This is a genomic window from Ulvibacterium marinum (assembly GCF_003626755.1).
GTDB lineage: Bacteria > Bacteroidota > Bacteroidia > Flavobacteriales > Flavobacteriaceae > Ulvibacterium > Ulvibacterium marinum.
The window spans coordinates 1,562,788-1,576,930 of the sequence record NZ_RBCJ01000001.1 but is presented as its reverse complement, the minus strand read 5'-3'; the positions used below and the strand labels follow the sequence as shown (position 1 = coordinate 1,576,930).

The following is a 14,143-nucleotide window of genomic DNA, read 5'->3' as shown; positions in this document are numbered from 1 at the left end:
TCAAGGCTTACGAAACCTAGGGGTCCGCAAGGGCGGTATAGCGGATAGCCCGGCCAACGCCAAGAACATTATAGAGAAACACCTTGGGATTTACGAACCATACCGAATGATTCCGTTTTTTTGATTGAAGTCTCTTTTTTTACCTCTTTTTCCTCTGGTTCCGTGTCGTATTTTTCATCCAGATCGGCATTGATTTCAACGAGCCGTTTTTGCACCAACTCCAACTTTTTCGTTTTATCAAAGTGGAGTTCCAACACTTTTTGATTGGCCTTAATGGATTTCTTATATTCAGCTGCCAATTCTTTTCGGGTCTTTAATGTCTTTGGGATTTTGGACAATGCATTATACATGTAATCGGCCAGACTGTGCCAATTCTTCACGATTCTTTTGGAACCATAGCCATAGGACGCATTCGGACTAACCACGAGCAATTGGTGGTTGGTCTCATCTTCAACATGAAGCATCAACTTTGCATCTCCCATCGCGATGATGACATGCTCGCCCTTTTTTGTCCTTAAAGCCTGTAAACGAATTTCAAGATGTTCGCCCAGTACTATGGGGTCAGAGGAAGGCTGGGATAAGACCTCGCTTAATTTTAACCAGTAATCTTCTTTATTAGCAACGCTTTTCCAAAGTGGAATATCATTTTCAAGTTTGGCAATATTCCTATCGGCCCTTGAAAGTTCGGTTTCATAGAACGAAATATTGTTTTTGGCTTCCAGGCGATTTTTTTTGAAAATGGATTTTTCCAATTCCAGTTCGTCCAGTTCTTTGCTTAGTTCTTCCTTTTCAAGATACCACGGGTCGTTTTTGGCAACAGCCAGCAAGGTTTTATAATCGATTGAACCTTCATCGTTGACAGGCCCCATATCCAATCTATTGAACTGAATGGTACCGTTGGTCAATTGTTCGATGAAATTCTTTTTAATGTTCACGTTATTGAGCATCAAGGCATCGGTACAATTTTCGACAATATAAAAGGACACTACCACTTTATTGTCGTGGTATTGTTTGGCACCCACATTTCCTTTTCGCACGCCCCTTCCGTTGCGTTGGTCGATGTCCGTTGGCCGATACGGAATATCCACATGATGGATACGCACCAAACGTTCCTGAATATTGGTGCCGGTACCCAGTTTTTCAGTAGAACCGATAATGACCCGATAGTTTCCTGCATTAACCTCTTTAAAACATTCCAGTCGCTTTGTATCCGTCTTAAAATCATGGATAAATACCACCTCCTCATTGGGAATACCGAATTCTTCCGTCAGGATACGTTTTAGTTCATCATAAATATTAAAGTTTTCCTTGGGTACGCCCAAGTCTGAAAAGATGGCCTGTGTACCCTTAAAAGAAGCCGTTTCGGTATAGGTCTTATAGACTTCGGACGCAATGGTTCGCAACTTGGCCTCGCCCGGATCTTCTAAGTCTTGGCTCAGCATTCTAGGATCAATGGAAGCATTGCGCATGTGGTGCAATGCAATCAAGGACAAGGCACTTTTTTGATCTTCGGTGTAGTTCTTATTCCCATACAAAAGGTTACTATCCCCTGTTCTTAGAAACTCCTTTATTTGCTCAAAATAGGCCAACTGTGCAGGTGTGGGTTTTAGGGTATGCACATCCAATTGCATTTTGGGACTATCGATTTGGTGGGTAGTCCCGTTGACGATAATCGATATCTCGTTGTACAAGGAAGACAGTAACTTCATTTTTTTGAACGAGCGGAAGCGTTCCCGTACTTTATAATCCCCTGAAACCGTAGGTTCGAATTCGTACGACTTGTTGGCAAATACCTGTGCCCATTGGTCAAAGGATGTTATGTTCATCTGTTCCATGCGATGCGGAATCAAATACTTGAACAGCACATAGACCTCGGTAATGGAATTGGATATGGGCGTACCCGATAGAAAGGTGGTCTGAAAGTCCCGTGCTTTCGCACGCTGTAAAGTCCGTATGGCTACCAACAGATTTTTGCTCCTTTCCGAACCTTGGGAGGTATTCAACCCCGCAACCCGATTGTGGCGGGTGGTATACATCAGGTTCTTGAACTTGTGCGATTCATCGACCATGATATGCTCGAAGCCCATTTGTTCAAAATCCACGACATCGCTCTGTTTGCTGTTAATCTGAAAAAATACCTGTTGCAAGGTTGCTTTCAAATTCTCCCTTCTTTGCTCCAGCCCTTTTAAAACCCTTTTTCCGACATTGTATTTATCTTCATGGATGACGCTCAGATCGCGGTTGAGATTGGCCAATTCCTCCGAGATGATCTCGTGGATAATTTCAGGGGATTGCGGGATAAATTTGAACGTATCGTGGCTCATAAGCACCACATCGTGCGAGCAATTCTTGATCTTCTTGAAAAAGGCATTTCTTTTAGCCAATCCGCTAACGACCTTATCATGCGCCACGAGTAGATTCATCATGGGGAAGGCATTCAGTAATTCACGTTCCAATTGAACGACGGTGGAGCGCAGACCGATGACCAAGGTTTTTTTCGACAGGCCGAGTTCTTTCAGTTTTTGGGTCGTTAACGCCATATCCAAGGTCTTGCCGAAACCGACTTCCTTATTGACCAAAAGTCCTTGGTTTACAATAATACCAGCAACGGTGTCTTTTTGGCTCTTGTAAGGGGTAAAATGCCGAAGGCCCTCGAACTGAAGATAATCGCCGTCATATTTTGCATGCACTTGGGCATCATAGGTATCGTAAAAAATACGTTCGAGACGGGTTTTGATTTCCGGCTTGCCGATGATGTACGCATTGAATTCCTTATATAGCAAGTCGAACTTGATGCGAATTTCCTGCATTTTGGCCTTGTCCGTTCGCTTGTATTGTTTTGAGCCTTTTGATATATAGGGAATTGTCGAATTCAATGCACCTTCCAAAATATCCTTGAAACCGTAATACCGATGTTCCGTTTGAACGCTGAATTTTTTGATATACTCATAATCCGCCTTTTCAACTTTGACCATGTACTTTGATGTACTGTCATTGTAGGCGATATGAACGGTCGTGCCATAGGTTTCGTAAATAAATGCCTGGGTGTATTCAATTGGAAACCAAGGCTCGTGCAATTTGACATCCAAATCCTCAAAAGGGGTCATCGGCGGCCTGACCTTTTCCAAGGACAAAACCGTTCGGTCGATATAGGATTTGTCCACATAGGATTGAAACTTCCCAAAATCATTTTTTCGATAGGCATTTATTTTTTTGTAAATGGTTCCCGAAAGGAAAAGAAATCTGGGAGCTAGCTCCCATCCATTTTCTGTTGGGTTTAAGAACAAAAGTTGCCTGTCCAACGCATCTTTAATCAACTCTTCCTCTGCAATTTGCGTTGCAGCCTCCAAGGCCGAGATATCAATGCGATTGTATTTGTTCAGGGAATAGTAGATAGCATCTTCAAGGGGTAGCTTTTTTGGGATTTCCTCGGCGATTTTCTCGACCTTTTTCAAAGGAATCGATCTGTCGAAAATATCGGACTTTATAAAAACGCCGTCTTTCGGCTTTTCCAATTCCAAAATCAAGGGGCCTTGTATATCCAAGGTCGCAAAGGCATAATTTGGTTTATCGTTCAGACGTCCATATTGAAAATGGAAGGCATCGTATTGGTAATCCAGCTCGTCCTTTATTTTGGCCGCTTCCGCTTCAGGGGCATCGAGCAATTTGAAATAGGTATCGCGAAGGGCGACTATCTTTGAAATCCTATCGAATTCCTTGGGTTTCGTAACCAACAGTTCCAACTGCTGCTCGGCATCGATCTTATAAACCTTTTGGTGTTTGATGACCAGATTACCCGGTTTGAGTTTGTGGGTGTTTGCATCACCATCCTCGGCACTTTGAAATTTTGGTTTTGTAATATTTTCAGTCGGGACAAGGGCAGTCAGAACACTTTGCCTACGCTGCATTTTAGGCTGGATAACGAATTTGCTTAGGGTATCGGTTATTTCATAGGCTAGGGCGGCAAGATTTTTGTGGGTTGTGACGGTGTAGTCCAGATTGTTGTACATCCCACCTTCCTCGATAGCACCAAGAACCCGCTCAGGAAATTCAGAAAAGTAATCGCTTATCTGAACGGCGCTTTCGCCTACTTGCCGTTCGGAACTTTTTGAAAACAAATCATTGACACTTGTTTGTTCTAGGGTGGTTTCGATTTGTTGATTGTTTTGAAAGACCAAAATATCGGTTACGATCGCCGTGTTCTCTTGGGCAAAAGTGGAATCAGGCAAACGAACCCCACCAATAAAATTATTGCGCTTTAATAAATGCTCCCTAATGGGGATATATTTTGTCTTGTCCATAAAATTCTTGGTGCATAGCAACACCGAAATACCGGATGGCTTAAGACATTCAAGACTTTTATGGATAAAATAGGAGTGGATGTTTTTGGAAATCCCGGTCCGTAACGGATGTCCCATAAGTTCTGGATCGAAAATTTTATTCGCTCCAAAAGGAATATTGCTAATGACCAAATCATATTTTTTCGTTGCATCGGTCTGGGAAAGATTCTCAAACGGAACACCATAAATCGTGACATTCTTTTTGAACTTGAAATTGTGTTCCAGAATGCGCACTGTCAGGATTTCCTTTTCAAAGGCGGTAAATTTGGCAGCGGGGAAAACTTTTGCCAACGAACGTATAAAGATACCATTGCCCGCACTTGGCTCCAATATCGTCTTAGGTTGAAAATGGCTTAGGTTTTTTACATAGTCGGTTATCGCATTTACAATAGGATCGGGCATGTAGAACGAATTGAGCGACCCGCTTTTAAGACTGTTGATGATGGTCCGTGAATAGTCTGCACCAAAATGTTCATCAAGTTTTTTAATGAATTCAGCGCGATAGGAGCTGTTTTTCAGGATATCGAAAATGTTTCCGAAACCGGGATTATTGATAAAAAAATGGGGTTCTGTTTCCGGGCTATGAAGTGCGTCTATGGTCCGGACCATAAAGTCCAGATACTTTCTTTTTGAATATTTCATGAGTAAGTGAGTGAGTTAAGGAATATCGGTGTGTGCTATTGTCGTATCTGGTTTATGGTTCTTCTAGGAGTGTTATCTATTACCCGACTTTCAATGGTCCCAAAATCTTTGCTTTGGGAATACTGTTGCCGGATATATTTCGAAACTTCTGGGGTAATCGGCATAAAGTGCAATTCTTCGGAAGGTTTTCGTATTTCGGCAAAATGCCACTTACCTGTTCTGTAATGCTTTTTTAAAAACGCCTTCTTGCCATGCGATTCGAGATAGACGGCACCCTTTTCTATGACAAAGTTCTTGTTCATGATGACCTGTTTACAGAGATAGTACTTGACCTTCATAGGCAATTCCGAAGTCTTAATAATATCATCATACCTGTCCCAATGAATCGACGTTTTTGGCGGGTCCGTAAGGTTTCGGCCAATATGGAGTATTCCGTCCTTCACGCCAAGTCTTAGATCATGCTTTAGATGGGCGATTATCTCGATTTGGCTATCCAAGAAAAGTTGTTTGAATTCCCCCATGGTAAAATAATGGGTTTCCGATTTCGGTGCCGTTTTCAAAAAGGACTGAAAAGATAGATAATGGCCATTGGCCTCCGATAAGGTCGCGATCAAAACAGGCTTTTCTTGGAACGTCAGCCGGAACTGTTTGCCAATGTACAATTCCGGATTCTCAAGTAGCGCCTCGTTCGGGTCTAGGATACTTTTTGTAAAATATTTATTACCATGGAAAACTTGCGTAACACATTGGTTGTATGTTTCATAAACCTGCTTTATATCCGCTATTTTTTGCAGATGGGTCAGTTCGTTACCGCAGTGCGAATGTTCCAGTCGTAGATTGTCCGTTTGTTCGGGTTGGATACGAGATGTAAACTGCACCAATTCCGATAGGTCGAGATTTCTCCATTTCGGTATGTTTTCATGGTTAGTATAGGCCAAGCTGAAGGTCGTTTGGTCGCGTTCATAGCCTATCTGTATTTGTGCACGAAGCACTTCTCCATCCATGATCTTGAGAGATCCGATGGGCATGATTCTGGCATTGCGGTCCAGCAATCGCCGCTTTTCCTTTTGTTGCGCAAGTTGCTTTTTGAGGTCGGCACCGATATATCCGTTTCGGGCCAATTGCAATTTTTTAAGATAATTCAGCCTTTTGAGATCGGTAAGGTTTTCGCGTTCGGTATCGCCATATTCCATAATCTCAAATTCCCTGAAATCGACATCGGCAGCTTTATCGTACAGATTCTTTAAGGTGTGTACAATGCTATTGGCTTTCCTGAACGAGTTTCGAATATTCTTTTTCTTCTGTTCCATAGCGCGTTATTTTCGGAAAAGGTTCTTATATATTTTTCTTTTAAGGTTCAATGAGTAAATGGGATCAATCTTAATCCCATTTTTGACCACCTCATAATGCAGATGAAATCCTGTTGAACTTCCCGTAGTACCTACTGTTGCGATAAGTTCATGTTGGGCCACCGTTTGTCCTTCGCTGACCAACACCTTGTTCAGATGGCCATAAAGGGTCTCAAAGCCGAAGCGGTGTTTGATAATGATATGGGTACCATATCCTTTTTGGGAATGGGTAATGGATAGCACGGTTCCCGATGCCGAGGCATAGACATATCTATCGGAAGTGGCTGCCAGGTCGATACCGAAATGTTTTTTCCTTTTTCTGAAAATAGGATGTTTCCGTACCCCATATTCGCTGGAGAGCCAATAGTCCCCTTTTTCCAATGGAACCGTAGAAGGAATCTGTTCCAATATCATCGGGGCATATTCCAAATACGTTTCCAATGCCGCGATATAGGAGTAATCCGGTATCTGATATAGATAGGCGACCAACTTCTCCTCGATATTCCGCAGTAATTGTACGCGTTCCTTTTTTAGTATGACGGTGTCATTTGCTGTGGAATTTAAGTTTGATTCCAACTGTTCTCCATAACCGTCCATGGCAATTGTAGTTTCTACCAAACTGTCATTCCATACCTTGGAAATAGGACTGTTTACATAAAAAAGGGCCAACAACAGTAAGAAGACAATAGTTCCAATCCGTTTCTTAGAAACTGACTGTAAGCTCTTTAGGAGCCAAAAAGAGCTATTTTTTCTAAAAAATGTTGCTATTTGAAAACTTTTCATATATTTGCTGTGTTATATGCAAATATATATTTTATTTACAAATATAAAAGAAATGTACAGATTATGATCAATACATGGCTGACAGAAGATCATCGAATTCATCTACCAAAACTCTTGGAGCGTTTAGGTTATACCTGTTCAATGACCGAAAGAACGCATTGCATCTATACCCGTAACAAGGAGACCTGTGTGGTCATACTAACGGTCGATGGGTACTTTTACTATAAAGTGCAACTTCCGGAGCTGAAATTATCGGCTTCCCATTTGATTATCGGGCATGTCTCAAAAATCGAAGGGTCGAATAAGGAAACCGTTTGGGACAAAGTGGATGCCTTTTATCAAAAGGTCTTGGAAAACCAAGAACTGTTGATTACTAGGGGGAACCCAGGAATGGAAAAGGTCGCCAAGGATTATAACCATTTTCATTCTTATTCGTTCCCGTTACGTGCCAGAAAAGATGGTCTTTATAGCGATATAGCGCAAATGGGACCCTTTAAAGGCAGCATATTTGAAGACGAAGAAGGCCAAGTACTGTTCCCGTTGTATAATCTTCAAAACGAGAACTGCGGCTTTTTTGTGGACAATGCCCACGAAACTGCCCCTTATAAAGAATCTTCAGCAAAAAACTCCCTTTGGTATTCCAAAATTCCCGACACTATTGAATGGCTTGTCGTCTTTAAGGACCCGAAAGAGGCATTGGCTTTCCATAAAAAGTTCCGATTGGAAAATGTCATTTATCTCGCCCTCGGTGCCCTCAACTATGAAACCACCAAAATCCTGTTCCAAATACAGCAATCCGTCAAGGTCAAAAAACTCATTCTCTCATTTACAGGCGAGAAAAAAATAAAGGGCTATTTGCGCGATCTGAATTTCATATCCTTTATGGACGAATCAAATTTTAAGCTATCGGTCAAAGAACAGGATATCTTGGTGCGCTTCCGCATGGGCGACGAGAAATCGTTCCTGAATTTTTTCAATAGCACGAAGACCTTCAATCAGGGTTTGGCGAAAAGCTTTTTGAAATACAACAAGGTTATCGACCAGAACCGGATCAATGAACAAAGTATCATGGTCGCCAAGGAGAATGAACTGATCAAAGTCCGGATCCCCTTAGAGGTCAATGCTATCAGGTTTTTTGTCTGGTCGTACTACAAGAATTATTTGAACAAAACCATAGACATACTGAAACCCGTACAGCCCAATTGGTACCTGGAATGGGAATCGACTCAAAGTATTTCGTTAAAGGGAAAGGAGGTGCAGTTGAAGGATTACAGAATAGCATTATAAATGGAAAAAGAGGGCTCCCCCTCTCTTTCCGTAATATTCCTTAACTGTTAAAATCATGAAGATTTTAAAAGTTACTCAAAGTTAAACAAATTAATATTCCTTAACAATTAAAATCACTCACAATGGAAAAACAAGTAGAAAAGGTCTTTGTAAAGATTAACCAAGTATGGCAAAAAGGAACGGCTGTCTCCGAAGATGGCCAGGTCTTCAAGGTCAAAACGAACGACAATCTTTCATTCGAGATCGAAAAAGGCAACAAATACCTTGAATTTCAAAAATTCCCCGCCCAGCAATTTGCCGTCGGCGATGCCAAGGAACGATTAGAAGGTGCCTATGTCAGTTTTGACAAATTGCCGGAGAACATTCAAGATGCCATTATCCAAGGCAGGGAATACCTCCACTCATCATCGTACATCAACGATGGTAAAATGCGGGAAAGCGTAAAAATGGTTCAGATGCTTTATAGTCCTACCTCCGGTTCAAAATTGGATGTGCAGATCAAACGCAACGAGCCGGTAAAACTCGAACAGGCCAAAGCCTATAACCACCAGTTTACGCAGGCCGAGTTCGATACTATGGTCAAGGACGGGCAGACAATTTCCTTTATGGGTTCAAGTACGAACGGGGAAACATTTACCAAGTTGGCCTATTACGAACCGAAGTTGAACGACATCCGAACCAAATCGGCATTGACGGCCAACACCTATTTTTACGGGCAAAAATTAACCCCGCAACAGGCGGATGCCATCAATAAGGGCTTGGAACCTGAAATTACGATAGATACGAAAAAAGGCAAAAAGACCTATTTGGTAAGCTATAGCCCAAGGGCAGAAAAGTTCATTACAAAATCTGTGGAACAATCGAAGATGAACAAAATGGAGGTCAAAAGTGCCATTACAGTCGGCGAAAAAAAAAGGAAAAGAGTTAGCCAGGGAGTAAGCCTGTAGCTTTTGACCTTAAAATTCCAAAATGGCCGATGTACATTTTATATCGGCCATTTTAATCCAATTGAAAATGCAACTGCCTTATTCCGAAAATATAGCCTATTACAAACGATTGATCGCCCAGATTAATACGGATGTCGATTTTCCAGCCTATCTGAACCATTTGGGTTACAAATTGCTGAAAAAAAGTGCCGGTTCGCTTGAATTCGGCAATGAAGAAGACCGTTTGGTGCTGAACATCAGTAGAAATCCAGTGACCTATTTCAACCGCAACGATTCTACCGACAAGGGACTGTTTTTTAAATTCCTCCGAAAACAACATGATAATTTTTACCAGACCGTAAAATCCGGCTTGGAAATTATAGACCGCACCTATGCATTGGGGGAACCGTCATTGGCACTTGCCAAAAAGGTAGAAAATTCGAAAAGTCTAGAAGAGAACTACAACATCGTACCATTACAAAAACCGGAATACTTGGTTCAGGAAAGAGGGTTGTCCGAGGCCACACTTAACAATGAACTTTTCAGAGGGAGGATATTCAATGCCTTTCACATCAGGGATAACGGCGGGAAAATCGGCAACGTCGCTTTCCCGAAATATGACCTTAATGGAAACGCAAAAAACTATATCCTTTACAACAAACCCTATTTTGACCGAAGGGAAAAACAAATTAAAAAGTTTCGGCTGACGCTGAACAAAAAAGACCGTTTTCTGTTCTATTCAAAACCGATTCCGAACCCCAAGAACATCATTTTTGGAGAAAGTGCCATTGATCTACTTTCGTATCACGAACTTTATGGCAGACCCGAAAACTTCTATATCTCCTTTGGCGGAAGTATCTATCCGGAAAAACTAGCTTTTTTCGCCCGACTTATAGAGCCATACCTCGGGAACCAAAAAATAGGTTTGATTTCCGTAATGGACAATGATAGGGCAGGTCGGGAATTCGACATCAAAGTGCTCTCATCACTTGTGAATCGTAACCATTCGAATGTATATATGGAGCATACTATTAAGCAGGGAGGTATTATGATAACAGCCCATTATGTTGAGTCCCATAGAAAAAGGATAGCCCAGGATAAAAACTCTATCGAGGCTAATTTGATTTCCAATGCCGAATCGAATGGCCTTCCCGCAAGTACGGTCAAATCCATCGCTTTTTCCGATAAGATCGTCTTGGAATTTTCCGTGGAGAAGCTGAAAGGCAAACTGAATACTCCATCCAAACCGGTTCTTGAAACTTTGGGTAAGTTGTATTTGCCGTTCCCTTTCTCAATCCATAAATCCAACGGAAAAGATTGGAACGAGGATCTGAGGGAATCCAAAAAGAACAGTTTTATAATCACATCGAAGGTAGTACCAGGTCGCGTGAAAATTGGGGACAAAATTGAGCTAAAAACCGAAACAGGCCCGGAAGGAGCAAAAAATCAAGGCGTCATCGTAGAGATAAAAAAGAATGGCGTCGATTGCGATTTTGGTTTGAAACATACCTACCTCATTCCCTTTACCGCAATACATAAGCACTTTTGGAAAACAAACATCAGAACTAAAACCAAAAACAATACAAGGAAAATCAAAACCAAAAGAACACTCTCAATATCATAAACATGGAAGCACTATCAGAAGAATTACAGGACAACCAATACTATGTAGAGGTGTTAGATGCCCTAATTGAAGAGAACGATTTGGAGCTAAAGCACCGGTTGCAAAAAGCGGATACTTATCGAATTTTCATAAACGAACAAGCTAGCCTTTTAATGGACAAGACCATTGACCATATCAGGAAAAACAAATCGTCATTTTCCATAGCATCATCGATCATCTTGGATGAATGGAATGAACGGATGTTCTCCTAAGTACCAAACTAATATTCCTTAACTCACTCAAAATATCATGAACGATCGAAAAATGGCCTTTTCGGCCATGCTCATTTCCTCGGCATTATTCACGGCCATCGGCTTCCTGGACTACTATGGGTTGATGCGTTACCATAATTTTGGAGGCAACCTTGCCGAAATGACCTATAAGTTCCTGGCCAAATTTGAACTTTTGGGACGACCCTTTTATAGCAGGGTATTACTTCTGATGGTCATTACAGGTTCGGCAATGATATACAACCCTAAAAAGATGGAGGGCAAATCGTTTGGCAAAGGACTGGCCATTTATGCGCTGGGCTGTTCGTTACTATTGCTCTCCGATGCTTTTGCTTTTGACACATTACAACGAATTTGGGGTTCGCTGAGTATGTATTTTCTCGGGTTTCTTTTCTCCCTCTCCGGTGCCGTCCATTTGTTTCAGGTCATGAACTTTACGAACCCATCGAAGAAAGACCCTTTCAACGTAGAGAACGAAACCTTCTTACAGATGGAAGAACGTATCGATACCCCCTATTCCGTAAACATCCCCTATGAATATCGATACAAGAAGAAAGTTCGAAAAGGGTGGATAAATTTCGTCAACCTGTTCAGGGCCTTGCTGATTATAGGCACTCCTGGTAGCGGTAAATCGTTCGCTTTGATAGAGGAGATTATAGAACAATTGATTAGTAAGCTGTTCACGTTACTGATCTATGATTTCAAGTTCGATACGTTGAGCAAAATCACTTATAATTATTGGTTGCGCAAAAAGGAACAGCTAAAAAACAGGCCTGAAAAACTTGCCTTATTGCCCGATTTCTACGTGATCTGCTTTGATAACGTGGAAAAATCGCACCGCTGCAATCCCATCAATCCGTATTTGTTGAAAAGCCAGACGGATGCCTCGGATGCGGCTACCATTATCATGAAAAACCTCAACAGGGAATGGATCAAACGCAATGATTTCTTTTCCAAAAGTGCGATCAGCTTTGTCTCTGGATTGATTTGGTACTTGAAGAAAAAGTCCAAAGAAAGGGGCATCAACATCTGCACCTTGCCCCATGTCATCATTCTGTCCACGGTAAATATCGAATATCTGTTGCATATTATGCTGGAAGATGTCGAGGTACGAAGCCTGATGATTCCATTTAAGGATGCCCTGGAACGTGAGGCGGTACAACAGTTGGCCGGACAAACGGCAAGTGCCCAGATTTCTCTTTCCATGTTGGCCAATAAGGAAATATTCTACATTATGACGGGCAACGATTTCCAGTTGGATTTGAACAATCCCAAAAAGCCGAAGATTTTGTGCATACAGAACAATCCGGATCGTTCGGAAATCTATTCGGCTCCCATCGGCCTATACATCAACAAAATTCTTCAAGTTGTAAACAAGCCGGGAGGGCGGCCTTTAGGCCTGATATTGGACGAACTCCCCACCATTTTTATTATGGGTCTGCGTAAAATCATCGATACCGGCCGTTCACATTACGTGGCGACGATTCTGGGGATACAGAGCATAACCCAATTGATCGCCGATTATGGAAAAGAGTTGGCAGAGGTCATTTTCGATAATTGTTCCAATGTCTTTAGTGGAGCGGCCAAAGGGGAAACCGCTAGGCGCGTTAGTGAGATTTTCGGGAAGATCCATCAGGAGAAACAGGCAAAAACCATTTCCCGGAACGATACGACGACCAATATCAGCACAGCCATGCAGGAACTACTGCCGAAAAGTAAGATCACATCAATGTCCACAGGATATTTCGGCGGCATTGTTGCCGATACATTCGAATACCCGATAAAGAACAAACTATGCTACGGACTTATCAAGCCCAATATGGAATCAAAAAAGATTCAGGGAAATCATGACATGCCTATTATCAACGACTTTACCTTGGACAATCACGACGAATTGGTGCTTGAAATGATGAAATCATTGAAAAAATTAAACTTTTACGACACCATAGCGCAATTGGATTGCAGGCAGGTCGATTATATCGATTTCTATAATACCTACCTCGACGATTTTGCAGGCAAACACTATGATAACAAAGAGGAGAAAGACAATTTTATGGCATTGGTCAAGGAGTTGCAGCTTTTCGACCATTTGCAAGAAATCCATGAGCTAAGAAACGGAAGCAACATAAACCGGAATCTGGAAAACTTTACCTACCATTTGGTCAATCGTAGGTTCGTCCAAAAGGAAATCGATAGTGTTTTGGACAAAAATTTCATGAACGTGCTTCAGGATATCGACGATTTGGTACGTAATGAATATTATGAAATAACAGGGGAACATCTAGAATCTTCGATCTTTGACAAAGCGAAAATCAATGATGAAGTAGATGAGGCCATAAGCCAAGAACGTGAAGTTTCCTATCACTATACGCAACATCTAGCAACTGCTGATTCTACAGAAAAACCTACTTTTGATGAAAACGATACCAGTGGAGATAAGCGCTTGTTCGACAATGATAACGACGATGACAATAGCTATTATTCCTCTTATCCCGTAGAAATTCAGAGCACATGAAAAATATAGAAGAACTACAGAACGCCACGATCAAGGATTTTACATTTATCGGCAAACGGTTGAAGAAGATCAGGCTAGAACTGAAAAAGAACGATGACGCCAAAGACAAGCGGTTCAGTCGGTTTTCCGCCAAAAATGTGGCCGAAAGTTTGGGCGTCGATTACAATTCATTGATCAATATCGAACGAGGTACGATTTCGGTGTTGACCATGAAGGCCGTTCTGTTCTACCACAGCCTGGGATATAATCCTATGTGGGTCTTGTTGCCCGACAACGAGTTCATACCCAAACAGAATATCGGGGACAATTTGGTCTACCAGTCCGATGTCCAGGATTCCTATAAGGAAATGGAGCATGCCGTGGTCGCCGCTTTGACGGAGTTTAAAGCGAAGATTTGAACCTTGCATT

General features: G+C 41.8%; 9 protein-coding genes. 6 read left to right on the top strand and 3 right to left on the bottom strand.

Features of this window, described 5'->3' with window-relative positions; genetic code table 11:
- Nucleotides 1-68: 68 nt before the first annotated feature.
- From D7Z94_RS06755 to D7Z94_RS06745, 3 genes are read right to left on the bottom strand one after another with little or no spacing between them, the layout of a single operon-like run.
- Nucleotides 69-4,982 carry a helicase-related protein gene (locus D7Z94_RS06755; protein WP_120710719.1) on the bottom strand — a complete coding sequence of 1,638 codons (4,914 nt, stop codon included), beginning with the start codon at nucleotides 4,980-4,982 and terminating at the stop codon, nucleotides 69-71.
- A gap of 35 nt (nucleotides 4,983-5,017) precedes the next feature.
- Nucleotides 5,018-6,292, bottom strand: a complete 1,275-nt coding sequence (locus tag D7Z94_RS06750; protein ID WP_120710718.1) for a hypothetical protein — start codon at nucleotides 6,290-6,292, stop codon at nucleotides 5,018-5,020.
- 6 nt (nucleotides 6,293-6,298) lie between these two features.
- On the bottom strand, nucleotides 6,299-7,114 hold the full coding sequence (locus D7Z94_RS06745; RefSeq protein WP_120710717.1) for a M23 family metallopeptidase: 816 nt from the start codon (nucleotides 7,112-7,114) through the stop codon (nucleotides 6,299-6,301).
- A 63-nt stretch (nucleotides 7,115-7,177) separates the two neighbouring features.
- Here D7Z94_RS06745 and D7Z94_RS06740 point away from each other — a divergent pair, with 63 nt between their 5' ends.
- The 6 genes from D7Z94_RS06740 (at nucleotide 7,178) to D7Z94_RS06715 (ending at nucleotide 14,133) form a co-directional block, all read left to right on the top strand.
- The gene (locus D7Z94_RS06740; protein ID WP_147415841.1) at nucleotides 7,178-8,401 is read left to right on the top strand and encodes a hypothetical protein; all 1,224 of its coding nucleotides are present in this window, start codon (nucleotides 7,178-7,180) and stop codon (nucleotides 8,399-8,401) included.
- Between the two features lie 122 nt (nucleotides 8,402-8,523).
- Nucleotides 8,524-9,348 carry a hypothetical protein gene (locus D7Z94_RS06735; protein WP_120710715.1) on the top strand — a complete coding sequence of 275 codons (825 nt, stop codon included), beginning with the start codon at nucleotides 8,524-8,526 and terminating at the stop codon, nucleotides 9,346-9,348.
- Nucleotides 9,349-9,370: 22 nt separating this feature from the next.
- The gene (locus tag D7Z94_RS06730; RefSeq protein WP_120710714.1) at nucleotides 9,371-10,951 is read left to right on the top strand and encodes a toprim domain-containing protein; all 1,581 of its coding nucleotides are present in this window, start codon (nucleotides 9,371-9,373) and stop codon (nucleotides 10,949-10,951) included.
- Between the two features lie 2 nt (nucleotides 10,952-10,953).
- The gene (locus D7Z94_RS06725) at nucleotides 10,954-11,202 is read left to right on the top strand and encodes a hypothetical protein (protein WP_120710713.1); all 249 of its coding nucleotides are present in this window, start codon (nucleotides 10,954-10,956) and stop codon (nucleotides 11,200-11,202) included.
- Nucleotides 11,203-11,239: 37 nt separating this feature from the next.
- On the top strand, nucleotides 11,240-13,735 hold the full coding sequence (locus D7Z94_RS06720) for a type IV secretory system conjugative DNA transfer family protein (protein ID WP_120710712.1): 2,496 nt from the start codon (nucleotides 11,240-11,242) through the stop codon (nucleotides 13,733-13,735).
- Nucleotides 13,732-14,133, top strand: coding sequence for a helix-turn-helix domain-containing protein (locus D7Z94_RS06715; RefSeq protein WP_120710711.1), 402 nt, complete (start codon nucleotides 13,732-13,734; stop codon nucleotides 14,131-14,133). The genes D7Z94_RS06720 and D7Z94_RS06715 overlap by 4 nt, the downstream gene beginning before the upstream one ends.
- Nucleotides 14,134-14,143: the final 10 nt, after the last annotated feature.

Coding starts and splice junctions, on each gene's coding strand:
- D7Z94_RS06750 (WP_120710718.1), bottom strand. CDS start 6,292: ATGGAACAGAAGAAAAAGAATATTCGAAACTCGTTCAGGAAAGCCAAT.
- D7Z94_RS06755 (WP_120710719.1), bottom strand. CDS start 4,982: ATGAAATATTCAAAAAGAAAGTATCTGGACTTTATGGTCCGGACCATA.
- D7Z94_RS06730 (WP_120710714.1), top strand. CDS start 9,371: ATGGCCGATGTACATTTTATATCGGCCATTTTAATCCAATTGAAAATG.
- D7Z94_RS06725 (WP_120710713.1), top strand. CDS start 10,954: ATGGAAGCACTATCAGAAGAATTACAGGACAACCAATACTATGTAGAG.
- D7Z94_RS06720 (WP_120710712.1), top strand. CDS start 11,240: ATGAACGATCGAAAAATGGCCTTTTCGGCCATGCTCATTTCCTCGGCA.
- D7Z94_RS06715 (WP_120710711.1), top strand. CDS start 13,732: ATGAAAAATATAGAAGAACTACAGAACGCCACGATCAAGGATTTTACA.
- D7Z94_RS06740 (WP_147415841.1), top strand. CDS start 7,178: ATGATCAATACATGGCTGACAGAAGATCATCGAATTCATCTACCAAAA.
- D7Z94_RS06745 (WP_120710717.1), bottom strand. CDS start 7,114: ATGAAAAGTTTTCAAATAGCAACATTTTTTAGAAAAAATAGCTCTTTT.
- D7Z94_RS06735 (WP_120710715.1), top strand. CDS start 8,524: ATGGAAAAACAAGTAGAAAAGGTCTTTGTAAAGATTAACCAAGTATGG.